The sequence below is a fragment of the Paenibacillus sp. 1A_MP2 genome, assembly GCF_052244825.1.
GTDB classification, from domain to species: domain Bacteria; phylum Bacillota; class Bacilli; order Paenibacillales; family Paenibacillaceae; genus Paenibacillus; species Paenibacillus vandeheii.
In genome coordinates this window covers 582111-606703 of sequence record NZ_JBQQCS010000001.1, presented here as the reverse complement: position 1 = coordinate 606703, position 24593 = coordinate 582111, and the positions used below count along the sequence as shown (strand labels likewise).

General features: G+C 47.5%; 22 protein-coding genes and 2 pseudogenes. 6 read left to right on the top strand and 18 right to left on the bottom strand.

Going from position 1 to position 24593, the window contains the following annotated elements:
• Positions 1-75: 75 nt before the first annotated feature.
• The 8 genes and pseudogenes from ACTWJ7_RS03225 to ACTWJ7_RS03190 all read right to left on the bottom strand — a co-directional run bounded on the left by ACTWJ7_RS03225 (position 76) and on the right by ACTWJ7_RS03190 (position 9315).
• Positions 76-1689: a (2,3-dihydroxybenzoyl)adenylate synthase gene (locus ACTWJ7_RS03225; protein WP_301880506.1), complete on the bottom strand. Its 1614-nt coding sequence runs from the start codon at positions 1687-1689 to the stop codon at positions 76-78.
• 3 nt (positions 1690-1692) lie between these two features.
• Positions 1693-3026: pseudogene (gene dhbC, locus ACTWJ7_RS03220) on the bottom strand (isochorismate synthase DhbC).
• Positions 3027-3049: 23 nt separating this feature from the next.
• Complete coding sequence (locus ACTWJ7_RS03215) at positions 3050-3835, bottom strand: 2,3-dihydro-2,3-dihydroxybenzoate dehydrogenase (RefSeq protein WP_024629705.1); 786 nt, start codon at positions 3833-3835, stop codon at positions 3050-3052.
• A 161-nt stretch (positions 3836-3996) separates the two neighbouring features.
• Positions 3997-4857 (bottom strand): alpha/beta hydrolase, encoded by an 861-nt coding sequence (locus ACTWJ7_RS03210; RefSeq protein ID WP_301880509.1) that lies wholly within the window; start codon positions 4855-4857, stop codon positions 3997-3999.
• A 495-nt stretch (positions 4858-5352) separates the two neighbouring features.
• Complete coding sequence (locus tag ACTWJ7_RS03205; protein ID WP_301880512.1) at positions 5353-6399, bottom strand: ABC transporter substrate-binding protein; 1047 nt, start codon at positions 6397-6399, stop codon at positions 5353-5355.
• A 49-nt stretch (positions 6400-6448) separates the two neighbouring features.
• Complete coding sequence (locus tag ACTWJ7_RS03200) at positions 6449-7666, bottom strand: AraC family transcriptional regulator (protein WP_301880513.1); 1218 nt, start codon at positions 7664-7666, stop codon at positions 6449-6451.
• 280 nt (positions 7667-7946) lie between these two features.
• Positions 7947-8696, bottom strand: a complete 750-nt coding sequence (locus ACTWJ7_RS03195; RefSeq protein WP_079348495.1) for a Bax inhibitor-1/YccA family protein — start codon at positions 8694-8696, stop codon at positions 7947-7949.
• A gap of 262 nt (positions 8697-8958) precedes the next feature.
• Complete coding sequence (locus ACTWJ7_RS03190; RefSeq protein ID WP_024629700.1) at positions 8959-9315, bottom strand: nucleotide excision repair endonuclease; 357 nt, start codon at positions 9313-9315, stop codon at positions 8959-8961.
• Positions 9316-9988: 673 nt separating this feature from the next.
• Between ACTWJ7_RS03190 and pdxR the strand changes: the two genes are divergently transcribed.
• Genes pdxR through ACTWJ7_RS03175 form a run of 3 tightly spaced genes read left to right on the top strand, consistent with a single transcriptional unit; the run spans position 9989 to position 12828 of the window.
• The gene (gene pdxR / locus ACTWJ7_RS03185) at positions 9989-11440 is read left to right on the top strand and encodes a MocR-like pyridoxine biosynthesis transcription factor PdxR (RefSeq protein WP_301880515.1); all 1452 of its coding nucleotides are present in this window, start codon (positions 9989-9991) and stop codon (positions 11438-11440) included.
• A 12-nt stretch (positions 11441-11452) separates the two neighbouring features.
• The gene (locus ACTWJ7_RS03180) at positions 11453-12373 is read left to right on the top strand and encodes a D-alanine--D-alanine ligase (protein ID WP_301880516.1); all 921 of its coding nucleotides are present in this window, start codon (positions 11453-11455) and stop codon (positions 12371-12373) included.
• On the top strand, positions 12370-12828 hold the full coding sequence (locus tag ACTWJ7_RS03175; RefSeq protein ID WP_301880517.1) for a GNAT family N-acetyltransferase: 459 nt from the start codon (positions 12370-12372) through the stop codon (positions 12826-12828). The genes ACTWJ7_RS03180 and ACTWJ7_RS03175 overlap by 4 nt, the downstream gene beginning before the upstream one ends.
• Positions 12829-12949: 121 nt before the next feature.
• Here the strand turns inward: ACTWJ7_RS03175 and ACTWJ7_RS03170 are convergent, their stop codons facing one another.
• From ACTWJ7_RS03170 to ACTWJ7_RS03155, 4 genes are all read right to left on the bottom strand, one after another.
• The gene (locus tag ACTWJ7_RS03170; RefSeq protein WP_301880520.1) at positions 12950-13870 is read right to left on the bottom strand and encodes a GNAT family N-acetyltransferase; all 921 of its coding nucleotides are present in this window, start codon (positions 13868-13870) and stop codon (positions 12950-12952) included.
• Between the two features lie 244 nt (positions 13871-14114).
• Positions 14115-15620, bottom strand: a complete 1506-nt coding sequence (locus ACTWJ7_RS03165; protein ID WP_301880521.1) for a copper amine oxidase N-terminal domain-containing protein — start codon at positions 15618-15620, stop codon at positions 14115-14117.
• A 217-nt stretch (positions 15621-15837) separates the two neighbouring features.
• Positions 15838-15975, bottom strand: coding sequence for a hypothetical protein (locus ACTWJ7_RS03160; protein ID WP_179132740.1), 138 nt, complete (start codon positions 15973-15975; stop codon positions 15838-15840).
• A 96-nt stretch (positions 15976-16071) separates the two neighbouring features.
• Positions 16072-16344, bottom strand: coding sequence for a DUF1877 family protein (locus ACTWJ7_RS03155; protein WP_443145120.1), 273 nt, complete (start codon positions 16342-16344; stop codon positions 16072-16074).
• Between the two features lie 104 nt (positions 16345-16448).
• On the opposite strand from ACTWJ7_RS03155, the pseudogene ACTWJ7_RS03150 reads away from it, so the two are divergent.
• Positions 16449-16915: pseudogene (locus ACTWJ7_RS03150) on the top strand (DUF4385 domain-containing protein).
• Positions 16916-17025: 110 nt separating this feature from the next.
• Positions 17026-18786, top strand: coding sequence for a cellulase family glycosylhydrolase (locus ACTWJ7_RS03145; RefSeq protein WP_301880524.1), 1761 nt, complete (start codon positions 17026-17028; stop codon positions 18784-18786).
• A 199-nt stretch (positions 18787-18985) separates the two neighbouring features.
• Here ACTWJ7_RS03145 and ACTWJ7_RS03140 read toward each other — a convergent pair whose 3' ends face one another.
• Positions 18986-19801, bottom strand: a complete 816-nt coding sequence (locus ACTWJ7_RS03140; RefSeq protein WP_301880525.1) for an SDR family NAD(P)-dependent oxidoreductase — start codon at positions 19799-19801, stop codon at positions 18986-18988.
• Between the two features lie 194 nt (positions 19802-19995).
• On the opposite strand from ACTWJ7_RS03140, the gene ACTWJ7_RS03135 reads away from it, so the two are divergent.
• Positions 19996-20652 (top strand): TetR/AcrR family transcriptional regulator, encoded by a 657-nt coding sequence (locus ACTWJ7_RS03135; RefSeq protein ID WP_301880527.1) that lies wholly within the window; start codon positions 19996-19998, stop codon positions 20650-20652.
• Between the two features lie 123 nt (positions 20653-20775).
• On the opposite strand, the gene ACTWJ7_RS03130 is transcribed toward ACTWJ7_RS03135, so the two are convergent.
• The 5 genes from ACTWJ7_RS03130 to ACTWJ7_RS03110 all read right to left on the bottom strand — a co-directional run bounded on the left by ACTWJ7_RS03130 (position 20776) and on the right by ACTWJ7_RS03110 (position 24357).
• Positions 20776-21828: an LLM class flavin-dependent oxidoreductase gene (locus tag ACTWJ7_RS03130; RefSeq protein WP_301880528.1), complete on the bottom strand. Its 1053-nt coding sequence runs from the start codon at positions 21826-21828 to the stop codon at positions 20776-20778.
• 174 nt (positions 21829-22002) lie between these two features.
• Positions 22003-22815: a class I SAM-dependent methyltransferase gene (locus ACTWJ7_RS03125; protein WP_301880529.1), complete on the bottom strand. Its 813-nt coding sequence runs from the start codon at positions 22813-22815 to the stop codon at positions 22003-22005.
• A gap of 432 nt (positions 22816-23247) precedes the next feature.
• Entirely contained in the window at positions 23248-23574 is a 327-nt protein-coding gene (locus ACTWJ7_RS03120) for a type II toxin-antitoxin system RelE/ParE family toxin (RefSeq protein WP_301880530.1), read from the bottom strand.
• On the bottom strand, positions 23555-23830 hold the full coding sequence (locus tag ACTWJ7_RS03115; RefSeq protein ID WP_301880531.1) for a type II toxin-antitoxin system Phd/YefM family antitoxin: 276 nt from the start codon (positions 23828-23830) through the stop codon (positions 23555-23557). The genes ACTWJ7_RS03120 and ACTWJ7_RS03115 overlap by 20 nt, the downstream gene beginning before the upstream one ends.
• Before the next feature lie 185 nt (positions 23831-24015).
• Positions 24016-24357 carry a zinc ribbon domain-containing protein YjdM gene (locus ACTWJ7_RS03110; protein ID WP_094937374.1) on the bottom strand — a complete coding sequence of 114 codons (342 nt, stop codon included), beginning with the start codon at positions 24355-24357 and terminating at the stop codon, positions 24016-24018.
• Positions 24358-24593 lie beyond the last annotated feature (236 nt).

Sequence of the window (24593 nt, the reverse complement as noted above, 5' to 3'; positions counted from 1 at the left end):
TATCCCTCTTTTCAGCTTTATTTATTACAATCATGTTCATCGTTGTGCTGCAATGTTATCTATAAGAAATCACGATCAGGATATGGGCTCTTTAGTTGTAATCATCTCGCGCAGCGCTTTTTTGCTGACCTTGCCAACTTGAGTTTTGGGAAAAGACTGTACAAACTCAATCCGATCCGGTATTTTATAGCTCGCCAGGCCCCGATTACGCAGAAAAGATTTGACTTCGGCAGCTGACGGAGCTTCACCGCTCGGCACGATAAATGCACAGGAACGCTCACCCAGATATTCATCCGGCATGGATACTAACGCGGCATCATGTACGGCAGGATGGGCCAGCAAATGATTTTCCACTTCCTCGGCAGCCACTTTGTCACCACCGCGGTTAATCTGATCCTTCGCCCGTCCTTCCACAACGAGGTATCCATCCGCCGTAAGACTCGCAATATCTCCGGTACGATAGAAACCGTCCGTGGTAAACGATCTGGCGTTATGCTCTTCGGCCTTGTAATAACCACGAATCGTGTAAGGACCTCGCGTCAGTAAATGTCCCGATTGCCCCTGTTCCACCTCAACATCCTCGTCATCCACGATTCGCACTTCGTCATACGGAGACATCGGCTTGCCCTGAGTGTTAACAATGACATCCAACGGATCATCCAGACGGGTGTAATTCACCAGACCCTCCGCCATGCCGAACACCTGCTGCAAGGTACAGCCCAGGACGGGTTGGACACGTGCAGCCACCTCGGCACTGAATTTGGCTCCGCCAACTTGAAGTACCTTAAGTGATGGAAGGTTAACACCCCGGGTAGCCGCCGCGTTCAACCAGATGAGCGCAAGCGGTGGTACAAGAGCCGTGATGGTCACCTGATGGCGCAGAATGAGCGGAAAGGCTTCATCCGGGCTTGATCCTCGTGACAGTACAATTGCTCCGCCCGCATACAACGTACCCAGAAAGCCTGGTGAGCTCATCGGATAGTTATGTGCTATAGGCAGTACCGCCAGATAGACACTCTCCGGGCTGAGCCCGCAGACCTCCACACTTCTCCGCAAACTGTAGATGTAGTCATCATGGGTGCGGGGAATCATTTTGGACAGCCCGGTACTTCCACCAGACAACTGTAGAAAAGCAACGTCGGAAGAAACCGGCTCATCCGGCAGTTTAATCGGGTCTGCATAGACATCTTCCAGAGCCGTGAACCGCCCCGCTTCTCCCGCCACGAATACTTGCTGAAGTCCGGGAACTTCTGCCTGGACCTCTTCTGCCAGCGTACGGTAATCAAATCCGCCATCCTGATCAGGTATTACATAAGCTACGGCCTCAGAGAACCGGGCAAAATACGTGATTTCGCTCTTCCGGTGCAAGGGTAATGCGTATACAGGCAGTGCACCGATGCGGAATAAAGCAAAACATACCTCGATAAACGCCGTGATATTGGGCAGCTGGATAATCACCCGATCATGCTGCCGTATTCCCTTGGCATATAAACCGGCGGCCAGACGATCCACCCGGTCGTTCAGCTCCGCATAGGTTAATTGCTGTTCTCCGCTGATAATGGCTACCCGATTGCCATATAGATCAGCACGCTGGCGGAGCATTTCTCCAAACGTAATTCCTTCCCAACAGCCCTCCTGACGATATCGGTCGGCAACTTCCTCAGGCCAGGCCTGAAATCCTGACAGCATCACTCATTCCTCCTTCATACTGGACACAGTTGAATCCAAACCCATGGCGAGCAGCATTGTTCTGAACTTCGCTGAGGTCTCTGCTAGCTCCGCTTCTGCTGTAGAACCTGCTACAATCCCCGCTCCAGCAAACAGTTTAAGTATTTTGCCCTCCACTTCCGCACATCGGATCGTTACAGCCCACTCGCCGTCACCGTCACTGTCACACCAGCCCACCATACCAGTGAATAATCCCCGTTCGAATGGCTCCTGTTCCCTAATGGCTCCCCGAGCCGCCTGTACAGGCGTTCCACATATTGCTGGTGTAGGATGAAGAGCAAACGCAACTTCCAGTGATGATGTGTTTACATCAGCAAGCTCCCCATGAATTTCCGTAGATAAGTGCCACATGGTCCGTGTCTGGATTAAGGAAGGTTCTACCGGGACTGATAGCTGCTTGCACAGCGGACGCAGTGCCTCTGCCACAGCCTCGATGACTACGGCATGTTCATGGCGATCTTTGGCTGAAGCCAGCAGCGCTTCTGCACGGCGGCGGTCCTCCGCAGGATCCTCACTCCGGGCAGCAGACCCGGCAAGTGGATTGGCTCTCACTTTGGATCCTTTTCGTGTAACCAGTAATTCGGGACTTGCTCCGATATATGTCCGATGGGTTTCTTTTCCGGCCTCAATACTAGTGCGTTTATCCGTTGTTATGTTAACTTTCGATTGAGAGAGCTTCGTCATCGGAACAGCAAATGTATATCCGTGTGTGTTATCCCTGAACAAATTACGGAGTAATTGATGTGTGTCTACAAAGCTCTGTGAAGTCACATGCAGTGTACGGGATAACACAACTTTGTGGAGAATGCCTTGATTCAGGTTAACCAAAACGTTGTTTACGCTTTGTTGATATACTGCTCCGGCAGGCACTTCACACACCTCACAACCCACTGCGGCCGGGTGCTTCTCCACCAATGCCCTCGAATCCGGAGATAAAGGTTCAGCCCATTGTACCGTTTCTGGTACGAATAGCTCCGCAGAAGAATGAATGGGATCAAATGGAATGGCGCCGACCACAATCGGTTTCGTTTGGCCCAAGGCTCTTGCCTTCTCCATCAGCTGTTCCATCCGTTTAATAAAAAGCTGCGTTTCTTCATTACGCTTTTGTTCGGTAACACTTACCGCGCCCGTGGAATCCCGTGTATTCGCCTCCGATACCTCCACGGCAGACCATCGAATCTGTTCCCCTTGAGCTAACAGGGTATGTTGCGGTGAAGACCAGAAAAGGACGTCCCCTCCCGATATTGTTCCAGAAGGTGTAAGGCGGAAGTTGCAGCAACCGTACCCGCTTTTGACATGATTATCATCTCCTTATCTTGATTCAGGCACCTAACGTGGCGCCTCCGTCCACACACAAGTTATGCATCGTAATATGTCTGGCCTGATCCGATACCAAAAAAAGCACACTATCCGCGATATCCGACGGCAACGCCAGTCTGTTCAGAGGAATGCCCAAACGGTATGCCTGTGGGGAACCCGCGATAACTGCCTCTGCTCCCTGTTCATCCGCCCACAATGCACGCTGCATATCCGTATCCGTGGAACCTGGAGATACGATATTACAGCGGATATGGTCTGAGGCGTATTCAAGCGCCAGACATTTGGTGAACATGGTTGAAGCTGCTTTGGAGGCTACGTAGGCGGACATGTGCATCCGGGGCACACCTGAAGCGTTAGAACCTACAGTAACGATCGCTCCCGATTGACGTTCGGCCATGTTTCGTACCACAGCACGTGACATGTAAAATACACCATGCGTATTCACGTCAAAAGTCCTTGTCCATTCTTCATCACGGAGTTCACTCACTGCTCCCGTGTACAGTACACCCGCTGCATTCACCAGAATGCCAATGGGACCTAATGTCTCCTCAATACGCTGCACTGCATCTTCGACGGATTGATGATTGGATATATCAACAGGACAGGCTGCTGCCTGATGTCCCTGATTTCGCAGTTCCGTGACCAACTGGTCCAACTGATCTTCACGTATATCAACAGCAGCAACAATAGCCCCCTGCTGGGCAAGCAATCTCGTCACGGCTTCACCGATCCCTTGCGCAGCACCGGTGACCACGGCCACTTTTCCATGAATTCCTGTGTAACTCACTCCTGTTCCTCCCTTGCATTACTGCTCCCTCCCCTGTTGGAGAGATATGTTATCCTGCTGAACCCAATTGGATTATCCGTGAATTTGTAACATTTCTATCCATCTGTCTCTCGCCCAATCTCCCCAGACCCCTGATTGAAATTGCTGTCGGCTCTTTCCTCCTACGACTCCGGGCTGCAGGCAAACCGCATCGTCCGACTAATCAGAAACGGCAGTACCGATACATGGTTTTCTTCTTCGAACTCGGTATATTTAATATCAAGACCCGGCTTCTTCAGCGCGGATAACCGTTCTGTAAGACTCGAAGCCTTATCATTGTTGCGCGCAGGATGCGTCTTCTCCTGTTCACCCATACCAATCCACACCTTGACGTTCACGGGATGCTGCTCCAACTTTGCGACAAATTCCTGTTCCTCTGCCTGCATGACGGTCTGATTCCAGTGAAGTGACGGGCTGCCCGCAATGTAATAGCGGAAGGCTTCCGGTTTTTTGAAAAGCGTGTGCAGCACGAACAATCCACCAAGAGAATGTCCAAAAATGGCCTGTCTGTTCCGATCGATCCGGAACTGCTGTTCCATATCCGGCTTCAGTTCTTCTTCAATAAACTGCAAGAACTCATCCGCCCCACCCTGTTCCGGTAAAGGTGTTCCATCCGACTTCTGGGTATATTCCGTTGTGGCCTGCGGGGTAAAGTCATAATATCGGTGCGGTGAAAAAGGGCCCGACGTTGGATAGCCAATGCCAACAACAATGGCCGGAAGTGCTCCGGTCTTCTCCGGTCTGCGGCCCTGTACACGAACGGCTTCCACCATCGTTCCAAACACAGAGTTGGCATCCAGCAGATAGATCACCGGATATCCCGAAGGCGGTGGCGCTTCTGCCGGTTGGAACACCATAATCTGATAGGCATGATTGCCGTTGCGTGATTTCATGGTCCACTGTTCGGCACGTGGAATCTGTACGGTACTGCGTGCGATATGTTCAAGGGTACGAGATGCGGGTTGATTGGGCTGAAACGTCATTACGGATGGTTCCTCCTCGTTGTTCTGCGTATATAAGTTGAATACTGAACTACACATACACTCCGCCGTCAGAATAACCTTCCAATCGCTGTTATCTCCAGATTTCCTCTATCCCCTCTTATAAAGGGAGAAATCCAGAGATAAAGGCGAACGCTTCGCTTCTCCAGGTTTTTTCTGACTTCTCCGTTTCTGTGTAGTTCATAAACTCAACTTATACTGTTATGTTTAATAATATTATTGAAATGTTTGAGATTGATTCTCATTACCAATTATAGAAGAGTCGATCCGGCTGTCCCATGGACGATATCCAGAAATGTTTTTGATTATCTCCATATTTCCACATTTCTGTAACTGACTTGGTTACCCGTGAAATTAAAAATAAAAAAAACTCCCTCACGGAGCACCTGAAACGCTGGAATTTGTCCGGTTTCTGGTACTCCGCGGGGAGCTACAGTTCTCATATTACGATCAATACATATGGATGAATTTCCTCAATTATTGCGTTAACGCCTTCAGCGTATCGTCAATGACATGACCATAAGCAATCAATCCACCGCCCAGCCACGGAGCTGGCTCCACGGCGTACACATGTCCAGCTTTAACTGCAGGCATGCTATTCCATACTTTGGTATCCGTCATTTCCTTCATGCTCCCTGGACCCTGTTCCACGGTGAAAATAAAGTCGGCATCAATCTCAGGCAGTACCTCGGTAGATACCGTTGCGCTGTTCTCCGTTTGCACCAGTGCGGGCTTGCCAAGTCCCAATTGCTGATAAACCACATAACCGCTGAAATAGTTACCGCCCATCATGCTGATCCCCCGAGGAGCAAAACGAATAATGGCTGCTTTCTTGCCCTCGGTCACTTTTGCGAGCTTGGCTTTCGCGTCATCTACCTTTGCATGGTACGTCTCGATGGCTTTTTCAGCCTCAGCCGTTTTGCCCAGCAAATCGCCGATTACCTGCAAAGACTTCTCTACATCACCCGAAGCATTCGTAAATACGTAGGTTGGTGCAATTTTGGAATAACTCTCATATACACCGTTCTCGGCATATTGGGCCGTGTGTAAAATAATGAAATCCGGATTATACGCCATCAGCGCTTCTGGAGAAGGCAGCCCACTGGAGAAATCGAGGGTTGGTATGCCGCTCAGTTGATCCTGGAGATAAACATGCCCTTGCGTTCCGCTTGCCCATTGGGCTACCGGCTTGACACCCAGTGTCAACAGAGAGTCTTCCAGATACGGTGCAAAGACACGCTCTGCATGCTCAGGAACGATGACATCATGTCCCAGATCGTCTTTTACCGTTCGTTCACCTGTGGTTTCTACCTGTGCCTCTTCTGCCACAGACGTTCCAGATGATGCTGTGGTCGATGACTCCGTCGTTGCCTGCTCTTTCTGTGCTTCTCCCGCATTTTCTGATGCGGAGCCACAGGCAGACAGCAGACCCGTAATCAATATCAGTACGAGCATGGCCGAGATACCGGCGCTACGAAATGGACGAACGGAACAGAGTCCGTTATCTTTTTTCTGTTTAAACATGACATATCCCCCTTGATAAACATTCTCATTTAGATAGATGGATTATATGTCATGTAGCCCGGGAATCACCATGGACGTTATCCAGATATACATTTGGACAATATCCCGTGAAAATCAGCAAAGCTTCATCCAGCATGCGCATCACACCTACGGCAGAGTAATCAAACCAGGGATCACCTGTAATCAGATGGATCTGATATTGCCTTACTGCCTTAAGCTGACGCCATACGGGTGAATGCTGCAGACTGAGCCAGTATGCTCGCGAAGCGGCCTCAGGGCACACCATAACGAGAATTCGATCCGGATTTAGGGTAGCCAATTGTTCCAACGTTAACGGTGTATTGGTCTGAACATCGGGGTAGGTTTCCAGTTGTAAACCATTATTGTACAAGACCTCTTCAATGCCCGGATTCCGATACAGATAAAGGTGCTGACCATACACCCGGACAACGATGACCTTCTCCCTGCCCACCTTCTGCTGCACGGAATTCCGTGCCTTCTCAACTCGCTGATTGTATACACTAATCCACTGCTCTGCCTGTTCTTCCCGCTCCAAAAAAGCAGCGATCATACGTAACTGCGCACGCCAATCCAAGTGATACTTCGGTACAAAACAACAAGGTGCAATCTCGGCCAGCTTGGCCTGATCCTGATCACTGATCTGATCCGTACCCACAACAGCGTCCGGCCGGATATGAATCAGTCTTTCCACGTTGGCTTCAAATCTCAAACTGGTATACGGGTCTGTCAGTCTCAAGTGTGACTGAATCTCGGTACGGTGCGCGTTATAATAATAAGCGGTCCATTTGGGATCGATCGGCGCAGCGACAGGCATGACATTAAGCGCCAGTAGCTGTCCAATGATGCTGGAGGAGCAGGTGGCGATGCGTTTTCTTGCATTTTTGGCATAATCCGAAGGAGATACGCCCACTTCCTTTTTAAATTTGCGGCTAAAATAATACTCATCGCTATAGCCTACTCTCAGCGCGATTTCACGAAGTTTGTACCCTGTTTCTTTCAGATATCGTTTGGCACGATTGATGCGAAGATCAGTCAGATATTCCATTGCACTCTGTCCGTAGGTTTTCTTGAACAGATCCACGAAATATTTCGCACTGATATTGGCTTTGTGGGCGAGATCCGCAATAGACAATGGTTCATCATAGTGCTCGTCCATATATCCTTTTACCTTGGCAAGATCCGTCTTGGGACTGCGGCCGGTAACGGGCAAGTACGCAGAGGTCTGCGAATCATTTTCCAGTAACATAAGGCCACTCCTTTCGATCTGCTTGATCGGTTTGATATGAAATGTACAGTGCAATAAAGCTGGCACCATATTAACTTAACGAAAATGATAATCATTATCAATTAAAATATCACATTCTTTTCCTTTCAGTCAATCCATATATGGAAGAAAGTGCACAGTTCGGTGTTAAGACTTTCCCAATAAACGTCGAAAAAGCTAACTGCGTGTTTGAGCACGAGTTAGCTTTTGATGACGAATTGCATGATTAGATTTGAAAAGGTTTGAAAAGGTTTGAAGCGAATTAATCCCGGCTCCGCAGCTTGCTGAGCAGACGAATAATTTCAATATACAGCCATACCAGCGTAACCATTAATCCAAATGCACCGTACCACTCCATATATTTCGGAGCACCGTTGTCGGCACCAGTTTCAATAAAATCAAAATCAAGTACCAGATTCAGAGCCGCCACAATAACGATGACAACAGAAATACCGATGCCGATCAGACTGTTATCATGCAGATAGGGAACGGTTATTCCGAAGAAACCAAGCACGAAACTGAGGAGATACATGATCATGATGCCTCCGGTTGCGGCCACAACCCCCAGCTTGAAGTTCTCCGTAGCTTTGATCAGTCTTGTCTTGTATGCCATCAACAGAGCAATAAAGACCGCCATGGTCAGCAAAGCTGCCTGCAGCGTGATACCATTATACAAATACTCATACGAGGCCGAGAGTGCACCCAGGAACATCCCTTCTGCCACCGCATAGATTGGCACAAGGTAAGGCGCGGCCACAGGTTTAAATGAGATAATCAGAGCCAGAATGAATCCGGCAATGGCCCCTCCGATTGCAAGAGGAAGCACTTCCTGCCCATTGAAAAACATCATCCAGGATGCAAATGCACTGCCCAGCAGGATCACCAGCGTAATAAACGCCTTGTTTACCGTGCCGTTAATCGTCATGCTACTCTGATAGCGATCATCTCCATATCCTCTGGAGTCTTCAAACGTACTATCTTTGAGTGTGGGGTTACCGCTACGACCGATCACAACAATCACCTCTTCTATGTATTTGTTCATCCTGTAATACCATCTCTACGTTCTACATTGACAATTCTACGAATTACATCTCAGAAAAATTCTAAATCTTTCAAGCAGACCTGGGATGCAATCCGCAGATCACATCCTTGTCTGTTGACGCAAGGTATAGGCTATATGGCCCAAACTTTACGGAGTATGCTTCACATTTTATTTCGGCGAATTCCATCCATTGATTTCAAATCTTAACGCTCTTGGGGTGTATTCGAGATACTTATTTGTACAGTACTTTATCTACATTGTATTTCGCACGCATCGTGTTGATGATATAGGTCTCGTAAATTTCGCGATCCACCGGATCTTCAATAACGCATACTTCGATGGTGGTCACTTCCTCACGATGTGCCTTCATTGGTGATACGGTATCTTCAAAATGTTTTTTGATACGCGGTCTTAACTTTCGTGCTTTCCCGACAAATAACAACTCACCAGCGGCATTGTAAAACATGAAAATACCACCTTTTTCCCGCGTGATCAGGTGGAAATCGGTGAATCCATAAATGTGGCTAAGCTGTGGATCAGCCTGCTTCGTGATGGTGACATCTGGTGTTGGCACAGTAATATTAATCAATAGGCTCACTTCCTCATTATCTATAGGTTTACATCCTATCATATATTATAAAGGGAAACCATTTCATTAATAAGAAGCAAGATTCAAGCTTTTTTCAACTATTACGACAAATATTTCAAAAAAAAGGTTAACTTCCCTGATTCAAAGTGGTACTATAGGGGTATGAGGAAGAATTTGGGCACTAAGACATATGTCTTTATATCTACTTCAGTCTATTGTACCCTATGATTGATCATCTTTTTCATACTGAATTCTGTTACGCGCGCATGACAAGAGTACAGTTAGCAAGAACCTAGCCTTATAGAATTTTGATTCATCATCTATTCGACCCTTGCAGCAAGCAAACGTAGAAAGAGCCTAGTTTTACGAAGACAGTATAGAATTGGATTCACCTAGAAAGCATGCAATTATAGCCGTACGAGAGTAAATAGACACACGTAGAAGGACAGGTAGCTATCGATCCTAGAGAGACTAGTCAAGCAACGCCAACCTAGAAAGTTATTGCAGCAGCACTATACAAGATGGATCACGTTTCACCCCAGCCCGGCATGTTGCCAGGGCTTTTTTACATTTGCGCGCAAACAGTCAACCACACCCGCGGGGAAACAGAGGTATCGTGGTTCTTTCTGCTGGGGTTATAATATGGCAAGATAGCAAATAAGGGAGTGATGGGATGTATTCCGATCTGCAATTGACGGAGGACCGCCCTGTATATATACAAGTCAAAGATTATATGAAGCGATTGATGCTCAAAGGCGGCCTGCAAGCCAAACAAAAACTTCCTTCCACTCGCGAACTCAGTACACTCATGAAAGTAAGCCGAAGCACGATTCTGCTGGCCTATGCTGAACTTGAGGAGGAGGGCCTGATTTATGCGGTCAAAGGCAAAGGCAATTACGTTAGCTCCACCATTGGTGCACCTGAGTCTACATCCGGGTGGCATCTGGACTGGAATGAACGCGTCAGCGACTACGCAATCCAGGCTGAGCAGTATGATCTGATGAAGCATGGCTCCGGTTCGGAGCGCGGTGAGATTTCTTTTACCAGCATCGCGCCGGATGAGAAGCTGTTCGACATGCAAAACGTTAAAAGAGCCTTCCTCGACCGGATGTCGCTTGAAGGCGAAGTGCTGCTGAATTACGGATATGCGAAAGGCTATAGGCCTCTTATGAAGTATTTGTTGCGTTATATGGAAAATAAGGGTGTCGATCTGAGCGGCAAAGATATTCTGATTACCAATGGATTTACGGAAGGCTTCGATCTGGTATTGGGCGCATTGCGCAAAAAAAGCGGTAGAGCCTTATGTGAAAACCCGACACATCATACAGCCGTCAAAAATTTGAGGCTTCATCAATTCCACCTGACCGGTGTAGATATGGAGCCAGATGGTCTGGATCTGAAGCAGCTGGAACGGGAACTTGCAGTAACCCCATATGATCTGGCCTATCTCGTACCTTCTTATCATAATCCAACCGGGATCGTCACGTCCCCTGCCAAACGGACAGAGATCATTCGGTTGATGAACCAGTACCAGGTGCCGATTATTGAAGACGGTTTTAACGAGGAATTGCGGTATTCCGGTTCCCACGTCTCTCCACTGATTGCCAGTGTGGGCAAAGGGAACGGACTCGTGTATCTGGGTAGCTTCTCCAAGGTACTGTTTCCGGGACTGCGGGTAGGCTGGATCATTGCGGATGCGGCACTGATTGATTATCTGGAAAGCATGAAACGGGCGCGCAGCATTCATACCTCGACGCTGGATCAGTCCCTGCTCTATCAATATCTGAGCAACGGCAATTTCGAGAAATATTTGAAGCGGGCCCGTACGGAGTACAAGCGAAAATATGAGCTGGTCGTCCGCTCTTTGCGGCAGTATCTGCCGATGTGCCGGGTTTCCGGTGAAGGCGGACTTCACCTGTTCGTACAATTCCCACCGGAATACCATACGAGGGAGCTGCTGGCGGCTTGCAAGCTAAAAGGCGTTACCTTCATGCCCGGGGATACCTTTTATCTTGAACCGGGCCAGGGACATAACACGATGCGTTTGGGCTTCTCCCGGGTCAGCGATGAGAACATCCGCAAAGGCATTCGCATCATTGGCGAGACGGTTGCTCAAATGAAATGAGGAGGATTACACATGAAAGTTGGCGTGATTATGGGTGGCACATCTTCGGAGCGGGATGTTTCCCTGCTCACCGGACAGGAGATGATCAACCATCTGGATAGACAGAAGTATGAGGTTATTCCGGTGGAGATCAACAGTAAACGAGATCTCATCGAGAAAGCTGCAGGATTGGATGTGGCACTGCTCGCTCTGCACGGCAAATACGGCGAGGATGGCACGATTCAGGGTACGTTAGAGTCGCTTGGCGTCCCTTATACAGGCTGTGGTGTACTCGCGAGCAGTGTTTGCATGGACAAAGATATGTCCAAACGGCTCATCCAGCATGCGGGTGTACCTACCGGCGAGTGGCTTCAGGTAAGCAGTCTGGATGAATTGTCATCAACCGCTGTGCAGCAGTTAACGTATCCCGTTGTGGTAAAGCCCAATTCAGGCGGTTCCAGCATCGGTACACAAGTGGTGCAGGAGCCCTCGGCTCTTCAGGCGGCTGTAGAAGCGGCACTCGTCTGGGACGAAGTCGTCATGATCGAGCAATATATTGAGGGTGAGGAGATTACCTGCGCCGTCCTGGATGGTCAGATGCTTCCTGTTATTTCGATTCGTTCAAATGCCGATTTTTTTGATTACACCTCCAAATATAATGACGGCGGCGCTGAGGAGCAGGTCGTCCATTTGCCTGCCGATTTGCACAAACGTGTAGAAGCGGCGGCACTAACCTGTTACCGGGTGTTAAAATGCAGTGTCTATGCCCGTGTGGACATGATGATTCGGGATGGCATGCCCTATGTGCTTGAGGTGAACACGCTGCCGGGTCTTACCCGAAATAGCCTGCTGCCCAAAAGTGCAGCCGCTGCTGGTATCTCCTTTGCCGGTTTGCTGGATTCCATCATTGATCTCTCGTTAAAAGAACGCCAAAAGGAGGCCACACGCTCATGAACCTAAATGTAACGATTCGTAACAGTTCCCATGAAGATCTGCAGGATATGGTCATTCTTATGGATCAACTCGGTTACCCAACCACGTATGCCGAGATGAAGGAGCGCTATTCACACATCGCTGCGGATTCAAACTTTGCAACGTTGGTTGCCGAAGTCCGTGGCCGTGTCGTTGGATTAATAGGACTGCAAACATCTTACCTATATGAAAAAAACGGAAGACACTGCCGCATCATGGCCTTGATCGTACATGACCAGTTCAGAGGCTCCGGCATAGGCCGTCAGCTGATTGAAGCAGCGGAGCAGTGGGCTGCCACTCATGGTGTGGATTCCTTGTCCCTAAACAGCGGCAATCGACCAGATCGTGAAGCTGCACATGAATTCTACCAACAGATGGGCTTTACCGCGGGAAGTACCGGGTTTAGCAAAAAGCCTCAGGCTTTGCAGCACAACTGACTCTGATCGCATCATGACGGATTTCGGATGGAATTCGCCCTTCTTTATAAAGTAACAACAAAAAAGCCCATTTCCAGCACAAAGGCCGGAAACGGGCTTTTCATATTACTATGCGAGTAATTCAGCTTTTGGCTTTCATGGACTCATAAGCAGCAAGCAATTCTTCTACAGCCACTCCATTGATTCTCATCCCTGCTACCTCGCACTGTTCCAACTGTACGCCAGAAAGATCGCAGTTATTGAAACGACTACCTTTGAGGTCACATTGTTCCCAACGCATGGGTATTCTGTCTGGGCCGAGATGTGTATCCTCAAAATGAACGCCGTCCAAAGCACAGAACTCAATCTTGCTATCCGTCAAACGCAAGTCAGCCAATAATATGTGAGTCATATTCAGATTGGTTAATTTGCCTCCACTCAGGTTGCAATCAGTCATTCGGATATTCTGAAGATTGCTGGTGCTGAAGCGGACTGAATTCAGATTAGCTTGGTAAAATTCATTAACCGACTCACCCTTAACGGTGGATAACTCTTCGGATGGGAGCTGGACTTTAGACTCTGTTGTTATGATTTTCTCATATCCATATTCATCTTCAGACGCATAGAGACAGACATAACCCATTTTCTCATAAAAATGATGGTTATCCCGTTGTCTTCCCGAGGTCTCCAGCTTCCATATCCCAATCTCCGGGAATTCGGCCTCAACAAGCCGGATGACCTGTGATCCTATGCCCCGCCCCTGCCAGATGGGGTCAATAAAGATTTTATCCAGCCTCACATGCTTACTCCCCAACACATTTACACTGACTCCACCAATGGCGCAACCATCACATTCTATAACGTAATAATCCCATTCGCGGATCACGTAACTGTGCATGCGAACAGAAGAATAGCCGGGTGGACAAATATTGCTGTCCAGATCTTCCACTCCCTTAGCCCAGACTTGAATCGCATGATCGAAGGCTCGGGTGCATATCCCTGCCAGCATAACCGCATCTTCTTGTTGAGCACGCCGTAATTGGATGTTTAATTGAGTTTCCATATGTAACACCTCTGAGGATTTATTTGGGATGACACGACAAAAAGGAGCACCTCCAATTAGAGGCACTCCTCGATTCGTTTCATCATTTCAGAAACGCCGAAGCTCCTCGTAATGGGTCAAAAAGAACACACGTATCCCGTTAATGGTCTAACGGAATTTTTTCGGTGTTCTTTTATGAACATTACAAGAAATCTGGCATACTCTGAAATCCCCTCTCAACTTACGGTTTACATACAAATCTTACTTAAGGCCGGTCGATGAAAATCCAGCCTGTTTCTTTTTCCTTATCTACAGATGCCCCGAGAGACTCTGCCATAAAGCGCAGCGGTACATAAGTTTTACCGTTCTTACCCACATAAGCGGGTTCGACCATCGTTACTTCCTTGCCTGCAACGGTTGCCTTCTTGGAACCTATAGTCAGGACAATTTCATTGTCGGTGATATCGTCGATGACGACGATTTTCTCCGACCCTTTGGTCCATTTCACTTCGGCATCCAATTCCTCAGACAGATAGCGCAGAGGAACAAAGGTCGTATTTTTAACGGTGATTGCGCCATAGGATTCGTCGTCCGGATACAGCATGACATTTTTGCGCGTGATGCCTGCTTCATCTTTTAACAATTGATACACAAGTGAATTGGAATCGAAATTGCGCAGCATCTGACCTGGCGTGATATCTCCCTGCATCAGATCAATTGCACCACCCGTTTTGTCCACGGCATCCACAGTCACTGGTCCACCAATATTCCACAGTTCGCTGTCACCATATACGGAGACAGATTTGATCGGCAGATCTTCCGAGGCAGGTAACGCTACTTTGAAATCATAGTTCTGTTTGCGAATATTCAGTGCGCTGTCGAGATAAAAGTCCAATTGGAGCTTGGTTTCTGTTCCGAACACCGTCTTCAGTTCAGGCGTTTCGGTCAACAAACTATTGAGTTCCTTGTCATAATTGGCAAGAATCTCGTCAAGGCCACCTTTAATCATTTCATAAATTGAAGCAACCTCAGCATCCCGTGATTCGCTAATCGTAGAAGGCAGGGCACTGCCATCACCATTATCAACCGTGTTGATCGTAACCATGATAGGATAGAACACATCATACAGATCTCCAATCAGATCCTTGAGCCCTTGCTCATCCTGAGCAACACTGGTCAGAAACGGTTTAACCATGGCAAGAAGCTCTTCACCGCTGATCTCCACATGCAGCTTGGAGAGGCTGAGTGATTCACCGTTAACCGATTCCTGTACCGGGGTTACGGAAATATTTTTCGGGTTGGACAAATGCTTCAGCGCGAAGGTCAGCACTTTTGGGGAAAGCTCCTCGATCTGCTTCTCCAACGCCTTTGTATCTAGCATAGGAAGTGTGTCATCCTCCAAAGATATGTATAGAGGCTTCTGCGCTCCGTCCACATCAATAACCATTTCCGATTTATCCATCGACAGATGGAAAGGCAATTTCTTTCCTTGCATACTCAGTGTACCTTTGACAGACGCCGTGCTGGAGTCCTTCACTTTGGCATCTTCAATATTCAATGAAATGGAATTAATGAGTTCAATCATTTGAAGCGCATCCTCTTCGACGAGGTTTGCTGTAGGTTCGATTTTTATATGCATGGACTGTTTGGATTCACCGGACTTGACGGTTGTACTGTTGATAACGGCCTTGCCAATATCTACACCACCTACGGCCTGACATCCCGTAAGCGCAACCATCATCAAAACGAGTGGTACGGCAATCCACTTCAATAGCTTGTGATTTTTGATACGATCTCCTCCTTAGGAAAAATGTGGTTCACTCCTATTATGAGGGTTATAGGTAATTGTTGTAAACCGGATCGATAAATAAATACCAAAAAAAGGCCGAACAAATGTCCGACCTCGGATATGACGTATAATTTAGCATTAGTGTGGTTGGCTTCAATACGATAACACTATGCTTAGTCCAATCATAAACAGCTGTGGTTTATTCCCGTTCTTTGCCTTCTGCCTCGTTGTCACTATCCTCATCCGATTCTTTCCCATCGGTACGTGTAGGGGTTTCAAATTGATCCGGCTCGTCGTCTTGAATGGCTTTGTTCTCTTCATTCTGGTCCTGTGTCATATCGTATTCCCTCTCTTCTACCGGATTTTTAAGGCATATGCCTTGTTTCTATCAATAACCGGAATGATGACGAATTAAACAGACGAAGGTGGGAGCTTAGAAAATATAAAAGACCATCCCGTTCCCGCTTGCGGCAGCTGCCTGATATAAAGCCTGAATATCATCCAGTGTCTGCACGATTTCCTGGAAAGTCTCGTCTGCATCCGCATCCCAATCCTCCATGACCGGATACACGCCCTCAGCCACCATTTGCTCCAGGCTAAACCGTTCCTTCAATTCCTCGGGTGTCATCTGCTCTAAAGCCATGTACGCTTCAAGCACCTGCTCATTGGTCAACAGAAACAGATCCATATCAGAATAGTTCCCCAATATTGTTCTCCTGCCATCTTCTTTCCCATTAACCGTGCTTGTTGTACAAGAATCGGGGTAAAGAGGTGGAAAGGAACAATAATCTTCAAGGAGGAACGGATTCCATGAAAAAGTTTGATTACAACCTCAATTACGATGAGCTTGATCTGCGCAAGCAGCCTGAACTGTATACCGTTGGCCGGGGAGAGCAAGGCGTATTAATGGTGGCGCCCTACAAAAGCGAAATTTTACCGCATTGGCGGTTCAAAACACCCGAGATTGCAACAGAATCCTCGCAGAAGATCTATGAATTATTTTTGGAATATAAGAAAAGGATGACTTTGTCGGTATGGATATGGCGCGCAAGTTTCTGCAGATGGGTTACACGCGGGCAAGGCGTTATACGAATCATAAAGGTGGACGCAAATATTCGAAAGAGGACGGCACCATCCTGCCTTATCAGAATGATGAGGTAAAGGCTGAATCAGCAGCCATTTTCAAAGCCCAATGGGAGATCGCCAAAACGGACCCGGACTATGTGAAAATGAAGAAGGAGCATCGGGAGAAGTACGAGTCGGAGAACACGCAGTAACAGGTGTAAATCAAAATACTTGATTCATGCAGATGTTCATTTTGATATAATGCAATACATCAAGCTTCACTAACGATATTAACGATGTATGCCTATCTAAAGGAGTCCTCATGAACCCACCTAGCCACCAATTCGTCCTGACGCTTGTTTGCATCACTTTATGTCTGTTTATTCTGCTTCCTTTGCCTGCATCCGCAGCCAAGTCTGAACTTGCCAGACAACATGAAATGACGGCTTTTGGTCCGTTACAAAGCTATGTCGACGGGATGCAGCCAGGATGGAACCTCGGAAATTCCCTGGATACGGTCGGACCTGATGAAACCTACTGGGGCAACCCACGAGTAACCCGCGAACTGATACAGCAGATTGCTGCCCAGGGATTTCGGAGTATTCGCATTCCCGTCACATGGGATGGGCATATCGGGGAAGCACCCGACTACACTGTTGATCCGGCCTACATGGCACGTGTTCAGGAGATTGTCCGATGGGCGCTGGATGCCAATCTCTATGTTGTCGTGAACGTTCATCATGATTCCTATCTGTGGATCAGCCAACTGGACAATGACCACGATCAGGTGCTTTCCCGGTACAAAGCCGTATGGACTCAGATTGCCAAGCAGTTCAAAGATGAACCACGTAAGCTGATGTTTGAGAGTGTTAACGAACCGCGCTTTAGCCGCGGAGCAACAAATGCTGGCGACATGGGCTCAGGCAGCAATATTAATGAGGCGCGACAGCTGGAGCTTTTGCATGAATTGAACACCGCATTTGTGGAACTGGTGCGGCAAACAGGTAGAAATAACAGTGAGCGCCCTTTGGTCCTGCCCACGCTGGAAGGTTCGCCAACACAGGTGAGACTGGACAGTTTGCATCAGACGATCTCTGAGCTGAAGGATCACAACCTAATTGCTACGGTGCATTATTACGGATACTGGCCGTTTAGCGTCAATATTGCAGGGCATACCACCTTCGATACGGATACGAAAAATGATGCGGCCAGCACGTTTAATAATGTGTACAACACGCTGGTTGTTCAGGGTATTCCCGTTATTCTAGGCGAATATGGCCTGCTCGGTTTTGACAAACATATCGATGTTATCGAACAGGGAGAGAAGCTGAAATATTTTGAATTCATCGGCTATCTGGTAAAGGAAAAGAAAATCGCATCCATGTTGTGGGACAACGGTCAGCATCTGAACCGCGAGACCTTCCAGTGGACAGACCCGGATTTGTTGCGGATGATCCAAGCTAGTTGGACGGGTCGCTCTGCCTTAGGAGAAAGAGATCTGCTCTATTTCAGACAAGGTGCGCCTGTGGAAGACAAGCCATTGACGATCAAGTTAAACGGTAACAAGTTGGTTTCCCTGTATGCGGACGAGCAGATGCTGCGAACTGGAACAGACTATTCGTTCAGTGGCAGTACGTTAACTGTCAAAGCCGCTGCGTTATCCCGGCTAATTAGCTCAAGTGAGAAGCTTGGCAACAACGGGATACTCACGGCGAAGTTTAATCAGGGCGCAGAATGGAAATGGAATGTAATTGTGTCCACGGAGCCTGAGTTGGGCCGGGCAACAGGTACGATAGACACCTTCTCCATTCCCACCCAATTTCAAGGTGATCAGCTTGCCACGATGGAAGCTGTGTATTCATCCGGTGAGAACACAGCTCCACAGGACTGGACACCGTTCAAAGAGTTTTTGACCACATTTGCGCCCTCCTATGAGACCAATGAAATTAAGCTGCAACCAGATTGGCTCAAGGAATTGCATGATGGACAGATTAAGCTGACTTTTCACTTCTGGAGTGGTGAGGTCATTCGCTACACCCTGATGAAGAACGGAAATCAGGTGAGTGGAGAAGTACAGGATTAGATACTGATGGAGTGAGAGTTAGAATGGATTCTACGAGATGAATTGATCTAATAAGTAGGGCTAGGGTTGGGACTAAGATCACAGGTAATTGCTTTAGGGCTGCCGGATGCAGTAATGGCTTATGGAGTATTGAAGATTGTTCAGATATAGACGCTGCCAGTGAGGATTCTCGCTGGCAGCGTATTTCCGTTTGTTACGGTTAAGCCTGTGCTTTTTTCGGTTTACCACTCTTCGATCGGGGCTGAAGCATGCCACCTACGATCCGCAACATTTGTCTGCGCGGCATAAGGCGAGCGAACTGGGCCGTCCAGTAATTGGAGGCACCTGGTACAGCATACGGTTTACCTGACTCCAACGCCTTCATCGCTACTTCCACAACATGCTCGGGCGTATCCCGTTTGCCTACCGAAGCCTCTTCGGCTCCTACTACATCAAAGAATGAGGTGTCGGTTGAGCCAGGGCATAGAGCCAAAAACTGAACGCCTCGCTTCCGGTTCTCTTCATACAATGCCTCTGTAAAAGAAAGAACGAAAGATTTCGTGGCCCCATACACAGCCATGTATGGGTCAGGTTGAAAAGCAGCCGTTGAAGAAACGTTAATGATCGTACCGTTCCGTTTTTGCAGCATACCTGGCAGGAAAAGATGGGTCATGTTCATGACTGCGAGTACATTCAGCATAATCTCTTCCTGCTGCCGTGCACCATCCACCTGCTCAAACATTCCATGCGTGGCAAATCCCGCATTGTTGATTAATACATTGACCTGTATGCCCCGATTCATACATTCCTCATAAACGTGTTGTGGTGCATCCGCTTGGGATAGATCCGCTACAATCACTTCCGTCTTCACTTGATAGGTTCGCTCAATCCGTTCGGCCAGTTGACGCAATTTGGACTCCGATCGAGCCACCAAGACCACATGTTTTCCTTTTGAAGCCATCTCCAATGCAAAAGTCTGCCCAATTCCTGAAGAAGCCCCCGTAATGAGTACCCATTGATTTTGAACTTGTTTCATATCTCATCCACCCTTTTCTCGAACAGTTGTTTTTTATCAGAAACAATGTTTCCTATTGAAATCATCGTACTCTCTTGTCTTCTTACTGTCAACTTCTTTTGATCATTTGACGATTTCCAGCGTAAAACAGTAGAATGACGATAAGAAACACGGTTTCCGTTAAACAACAATATGGATGTATGAGGATGAGATAGATGAAAGATCACAATTCGGGTTCCAAACAATCCGCTCACACGGTCACTACCTTTCAGGAAGCCAGACTTCAGCACTCCGAAAACCTGCGCCAAAATATTGTGCATGCTGCCGCGTCTTTGCTGCAAGAGCACGGTCCCGAAGCCGTCACGGTTCGGCGTGTGGCTGAACGAATGGAGTGCTCCACCAAAATCATATATAACCTCTTCGGTAAAAAAGAAGGGTTAGCCAAATACCTATACATGGAGGGGTGCGCCCTCCTGTCCCAATCGTTCGAATCTGTGCCTCAGCAAGCATCATTCGAGACATATTTTCGTGACCTCGCTTATGCCTACTGGGATTTCGGGATCTCACAATCCAGCTTCTATCAGCTGATGTTTGGCGGTTCATTTGCAGAATTCAAACCAGATGCAGAGAGTCTGCAAGGAACAGCAACTGCTCTCAAACAAATTACTTCCCTAGTTGCGGCCGCAATGGAGCAGGGAATGCTTAAGGAGAACGATCTCCTGCTCGCAGTCCGCATGATCTGGGCCCCTCTGCATGGTGTCATCCATCTGTATTTGGGAGGCCATATTGAGAGTGAAGAAGCCGCCAAAAGGCTATATGATCATACGTTGTCCATGGTTGTTCTCTCCCTTGTTGGAGTATCTGGGAATTGATAAGCATTGAATCTAGTCTTATAAAACAAACGAAAAGGAGCATGCCTAGGCGTAATATACCTGGCATGCTCCTTTCTTGCTTTAATCTATCTTCTGTATCGGATTTCAGCCGATTTAACATGTTTACTGATTCTCAGCTTCCCAACGCGAAATTTCGGCGCGCACTTTCGGCGCTACTTCTTTGCCGAGCAGCTCAATGGCTCTCATTACATCCTCATGCGGCATCGTGCCCAGGGGAGTGTGTAACATGAAGCGTGTGATACCGACTTCTTTGCGCAGGTAGATGATCTTCTGAGCAACGGTATCTACATCACCCACATACAGTGCACCTTCCAGACTGCGTGCCGCGTCAAAGGTTGCACGGCTATAGTGTCCCCAACCACGTTCACGGCCCAACATATTCATTGTAGCCTGAGCTGGCGGGAAGAATTTCTCTACCGCTTCATCGGTTGTATCCGCAATGAACCCATGAGAATGAGAAGCCACAGTCAGTTTGGATGCGTCGTGCCCTGCATGTGCCGCTGCTTTTTTGTATAGTTCCACCAATGGTGCGAATTGAACGGGGCGACCACCAATAATGGCGAGTACCAGCGGTAATCCAAGCAGACCCGCGCGGACAACCGATTCCTGGTTACCACCACTGCCGATCCATACGGGCAGCTTCTCCTGTACCGGACGTGGATAGATGCCCAGATTGTTAAAGGAAGGGCGGTGCTTGCCCTGCCAGGTTACTTTTTCCGAATCACGCAGCTTCAGGAGAAGCTCCAATTTCTCGTCGAATAGTTCATCGTAGTCGTTCAGATCGTAACCAAACAAAGGAAAGGATTCAATAAATGACCCCCGTCCTGCCATAATCTCCGCACGCCCATTCGAAATGCCGTCCAGTGTTGCAAAATCCTGAAATACCCGCACCGGATCAGCCGAAGATAGCAACGTTACAGCGCTGGTTAGGCGAATGCGTTTGGTCTGTGAAGCTGCGGCGGCCAGAATGACAGCTGGTGATGAAGCGGCATAGTCAGAACGGTGATGCTCACCCACGCCATATACATCCAGCCCCACCTGATCTGCCAAAACTATTTCCTCAACGACGTCGCGAATACGCTGCGCATGACTTATAAGTTCTCCTGTATTTACATCCGGGTTTGTCTCTACAAATGTACTAATTCCGATTTCCATTGTCTGTTCCTCCCTGTTATGAAGCGATCCGCCGTTCATCTAACCTATTGTAAGTAGATCACCTTTTGTTATTTATCTTAATATTGAACTATTTCGCTGAAAAATACAAGTGCCCCCTGTTTTCCAGAGGGCACTTTCTTGACATATTCTTCTCCAAATCCAATGTTTTCATAATTATTTTCTTCTCCCGATGTACATCAGATGCGACGAGATTCCCAATATCGACGGGTCTTTGGCCGCCTCAATCATGTACTGGATCAGCTCATCGTATTCCCCGCGTTCTTTCCAATATTGTTGCTGCTCTTCCGTGAGCATAGCTCTCAGACTGGACGATCCAATCAGGTCTACCGTCTCAAATCCGTTCTGCTCCATAAATGGGTTAATATCCTGAATGTTAAAATAGTACGCCCCCGTAAACCGTCCCTGATCCGGATGATCGAACGTCCCCTTTTCTACAAAAGACCGGATGGCTTCCATGTGGTCATGCGGTTTCCATTGCTGCGGGAATTGCAAAGAAGTAATGCCCATTCGCGTTCGGCTCTGCATCGCTACAAAGACGATTCCTCCACGCTTGGTAACCCGATGCAGCTCCCGTACCGCAGCCACTCGTTCTTCTTCCACCTGCAAATGATATAACGGTCCCAGCATCAAAGAGGCATCATATGTCTCATCTGCAATACCGTTCAGATGGGTTGCATCCAATACGTGAAATCCGTCAAACTGCTGTGTCAGATCCAATTCCTTTGCCTTCTGCTGAGCTATATCAACAGATCCAGGGGTCAGGTCTGACAGTGTGACACGGTATCCGAGTTTGGCAAGCTCCATCGCATATTTTCCGGGCCCTGCACCATTATCCAGCACAAGTCCGGTTGCCGGGAGTGACTCTCGGATATAATGCATGTTAATGATGAACTCCAGCGGTTCCCGGTCCAACCTTCCCCACTCGTCAAATCTGGAATAATAGTCAATCACACGCGATCTTTCCATGATTCTGCACCTGCCTTTTCTCAACATTAAAGGCCATATAAAAAAACAAAAAACCTGCCACCTCAACTAAGAGGCGACAGGTCTGACCTTCGCGGTACCACTCTTCTTGATCCATGAACAGGATTGGAAACAACATTCTCTAACCTATCCTGCCATAGCATCTCAGGACCTGATGACGGAGGTTAACCGTCAGAATCTACACGAAGTCAGAGATATAGCATCATTTTCAACATCCAGCCCTTCGTGCGCTGAACAATGATGATACTTACGTAACTACGATTCGACCCTGCTGCTCACAGGTGAGTTGGGGAAGGTTGGACTGCCTTGCACCATAGCGACAGTTCTCTGGACCAAACCTTGAGCCTTATTACTCCTGATCATTGCGTTTGACTGTTAAATTTTAACTAGTATAGTGCTTCTAAATATTTCCTGTCAATTCATTTCAAATAAATCCCGGAGGTAATCTCTCCGCCCATGCAAGATGCGATAAATGATAATATCCTCTCCAACAATGCGGTAGAAAACCAGATAGGGAGAAACGACGATAAAACGGTATCCTCTCTGGATCAGGTGATAATCGTCCTCTGACAAAACAGAGCCTATATTAGGAAAATCGGCAATGTTTCTTATTTTTCCATCCAGTTTATTAAGCATTTTCTCTGCCTGTTCCACGTTATCCTTAGATATATAAGAGAAAATTTCGTCCAGATCATCAACAGCAGCAGGAGTATATCGGATACTACTCTGTTTTGGAAGCATCCAATTTTCTCCGTAATCGTGTCATCACTTGCTCGTGACTGGGCAACTCTTCACCTTCAGCCACCTGTTTCTCTGCAACGAGTAATTTGGATTGCAACGCGTTTCTGGCTTCCATTCTCCGGAACGCTTCATGGCTCATCACGACTAAATCAGCTTCTCCATTGCGGGTAAGTATCACGGGCTCATCCAGCTCATGACAATATTTAGAGAACCCGTTATAGTCCTTGCGTATTGTAGTTGATGGTTTGATCTGCATAACTTCCCTCCAATATCATTATAATCACTTAATTATAACATTATAATACTACTTTATTCATCTTGCTTCTTTCTCCACACAACAAAAAAGAACCTTCACTTCCACAGCATTGCAGAAATGAACGTTCCTTATGGCTTAAAAACGAGACCAGTAATATGGCAATCCAGCGTACCTAAAGAGTTTTGCTAGATTTTTTTCACAAACTCGGACTTCAGCTTCATCGCGCCCAGGCTGTCGATTTTGCAGTCGATGTCGTGGTCACCGTCAATCAGACGAATGTTTTTGACTTTGGTGCCCTGCTTAACCACCAGCGAGCTGCCTTTCACCTTCAGATCCTTAATGACCGTAACAGTATCGCCATCATTCAGGACATTACCGTTCGAATCGCGTACTACTTTCGTTTCTTCCGCATTCTCTTGTTCAGACACTGGCGCCCATTCGTGCGCACACTCTGGACACACCAACAAATTACCGTCCTCGTAAGTATATTCGGAATTACATTTGGGGCAGTTAGGCAAATTAGACATATGTATTAAACTCTCCATTCATTTTGTGGCTTTCTCGCAAGTATACGGGAATACAGTCCATTCTTCCACATAAGAAGAGGTTAATGAATTTAAACTAAATTTAAGATTACGACGCCCCCTGATTTAAGGAAGGCTCCTTATACTGAAGTTCAAGAAGAAACATTCTGGAGTATCACCACGAAAATAATACGATTCAAAGTCATATCTCACACGAATTGTACACATACACATATACA

What these genes read in the sequence shown, in the direction of transcription:
- ACTWJ7_RS03200 (WP_301880513.1), bottom strand. Translation starts at nt 7,666, where the DNA reads ATGTTACTGGAAAATGATTCGCAGACCTCTGCGTACTTGCCCGTTACC.
- ACTWJ7_RS03115 (WP_301880531.1), bottom strand. Translation starts at nt 23,830, where the DNA reads ATGCAGATCAAACCATCAACTACAATACGCAAGGACTATAACGGGTTC.
- ACTWJ7_RS03145 (WP_301880524.1), top strand. Translation starts at nt 17,026, where the DNA reads ATGAACCCACCTAGCCACCAATTCGTCCTGACGCTTGTTTGCATCACT.
- pdxR (WP_301880515.1), top strand. Translation starts at nt 9,989, where the DNA reads ATGTATTCCGATCTGCAATTGACGGAGGACCGCCCTGTATATATACAA.
- ACTWJ7_RS03170 (WP_301880520.1), bottom strand. Translation starts at nt 13,870, where the DNA reads ATGGAAACTCAATTAAACATCCAATTACGGCGTGCTCAACAAGAAGAT.
- ACTWJ7_RS03210 (WP_301880509.1), bottom strand. Translation starts at nt 4,857, where the DNA reads ATGACGTTTCAGCCCAATCAACCCGCATCTCGTACCCTTGAACATATC.
- ACTWJ7_RS03205 (WP_301880512.1), bottom strand. Translation starts at nt 6,399, where the DNA reads ATGTTTAAACAGAAAAAAGATAACGGACTCTGTTCCGTTCGTCCATTT.
- ACTWJ7_RS03140 (WP_301880525.1), bottom strand. Translation starts at nt 19,801, where the DNA reads ATGAAACAAGTTCAAAATCAATGGGTACTCATTACGGGGGCTTCTTCA.
- ACTWJ7_RS03225 (WP_301880506.1), bottom strand. Translation starts at nt 1,689, where the DNA reads ATGCTGTCAGGATTTCAGGCCTGGCCTGAGGAAGTTGCCGACCGATAT.
- ACTWJ7_RS03175 (WP_301880517.1), top strand. Translation starts at nt 12,370, where the DNA reads ATGAACCTAAATGTAACGATTCGTAACAGTTCCCATGAAGATCTGCAG.
- ACTWJ7_RS03160 (WP_179132740.1), bottom strand. Translation starts at nt 15,975, where the DNA reads ATGACACAGGACCAGAATGAAGAGAACAAAGCCATTCAAGACGACGAG.
- ACTWJ7_RS03125 (WP_301880529.1), bottom strand. Translation starts at nt 22,815, where the DNA reads ATGGAAAGATCGCGTGTGATTGACTATTATTCCAGATTTGACGAGTGG.
- ACTWJ7_RS03130 (WP_301880528.1), bottom strand. Translation starts at nt 21,828, where the DNA reads ATGGAAATCGGAATTAGTACATTTGTAGAGACAAACCCGGATGTAAAT.
- ACTWJ7_RS03180 (WP_301880516.1), top strand. Translation starts at nt 11,453, where the DNA reads ATGAAAGTTGGCGTGATTATGGGTGGCACATCTTCGGAGCGGGATGTT.
- ACTWJ7_RS03120 (WP_301880530.1), bottom strand. Translation starts at nt 23,574, where the DNA reads ATGCTTCCAAAACAGAGTAGTATCCGATATACTCCTGCTGCTGTTGAT.
- ACTWJ7_RS03110 (WP_094937374.1), bottom strand. Translation starts at nt 24,357, where the DNA reads ATGTCTAATTTGCCTAACTGCCCCAAATGTAATTCCGAATATACTTAC.
- ACTWJ7_RS03135 (WP_301880527.1), top strand. Translation starts at nt 19,996, where the DNA reads ATGAAAGATCACAATTCGGGTTCCAAACAATCCGCTCACACGGTCACT.